The sequence below is a fragment of the Silanimonas lenta DSM 16282 genome (genome assembly GCF_000429065.1).
GTDB lineage: Bacteria > Pseudomonadota > Gammaproteobacteria > Xanthomonadales > Xanthomonadaceae > Silanimonas > Silanimonas lenta.
In genome coordinates this window covers 374,934-375,953 of record NZ_KE386844.1, presented here as the reverse complement: position 1 = coordinate 375,953, position 1,020 = coordinate 374,934, and the positions used below count along the sequence as shown (strand labels likewise).

General features: G+C 68.5%; 2 protein-coding genes. Both read right to left on the bottom strand.

The annotated features are described in order from the left end of the window. Nucleotides 1–657, bottom strand: a 657-nt coding sequence (locus G408_RS14310; protein WP_037412931.1) for a flagellin N-terminal helical domain-containing protein, incomplete at its 3' end; no start/stop codon positions are given. Between the two features lie 216 nt (nucleotides 658–873). Then, nucleotides 874–1,020, bottom strand: a 147-nt coding sequence (locus tag G408_RS15170; RefSeq protein WP_281168688.1) for a flagellin, incomplete at its 5' end; no start/stop codon positions are given.

The window sequence follows — 1,020 nt, the reverse complement described above, 5'->3', positions numbered from 1 at the left end:
GTTGATGGCATTGGCGAGCGCCCGGGCCTGGAGGGCGGCCGTGGCCTGGGCGGGCACATCGGCAATGGCCACACCGTTGATGGTCAGACCGGAGATCGCGCCTGGGGTCGCGGCGGCGCCAACCACATCGTTGGCGAAGTTGGAATTGCCAAGCGCGTTGGTCTGGGCATTGGTGATCGCCGTCACTGAAATCAGCTGGCCGGCATTCGCCCCCACCTGGAAAGCCTGGCCGGTGAAGCTGCCGTCCAGCAGCTTGGTGCCATTGAACTCGGTCTGCGTGGCCACGCGCTGGATCTCGCTGATCAGCTGCTGCACTTCCGAGTTCAGCGCCGCCCGGTCCGAAGCCGAGTTCGTCGCGTTCGAGCTCTGCACCGCCAGCTCGCGGATGCGCTGCAGGTTGGACCCCAGCTCACCCAAGGCCCCTTCGGCCACCTGGGCGAGCGAGATGCCGTCGTTGGCGTTGCGGGCGGCCTGGTTGAGACCACGGATCTGGGTGGTGAAACGCTCCGAGATGGCGAGGCCGGCGGCATCGTCGCGGGCGCTGTTGATGCGCAGGCCCGAGGACAGGCGCTGGATGGTGGTCGCCAAGGAAGCGCTGTTGGTCTGCAGATTGCGCTGGGCATTCAGCGAAATCGTATTGGTATTGATGATGGCCATGACCGTTGGATCCTCAAGGGTTGGGAGAGGCCCCGCGGGGCCTGCCCCACGGAACGCGCGGACCCGGCAAGGCATCCGCCGGCCCGCCGGCGATCCGGCGGGCCTGCCCCCGTGCTGCAAGCCCCGTGCCACGGCCGCCGCTCCCCCGCACCCCCGAAACGCATCGGGCCGGGGTTTCCCCCGGCCCGAGCATTACCGCCAGACTGGCCTGGCCGCTTAACGGAGCAGGGCCAGCACGTTCTGCGGGATCTGGTTAGCCTGGGCCAGCATGGCCGTACCCGCCTGCTGCAGGATCTGCGTGCGGGTCAGCTCGGCCGTCTCACGGGCATAGTCCGCGTCGCGGATGCGGCTGCGCGAGGCCGA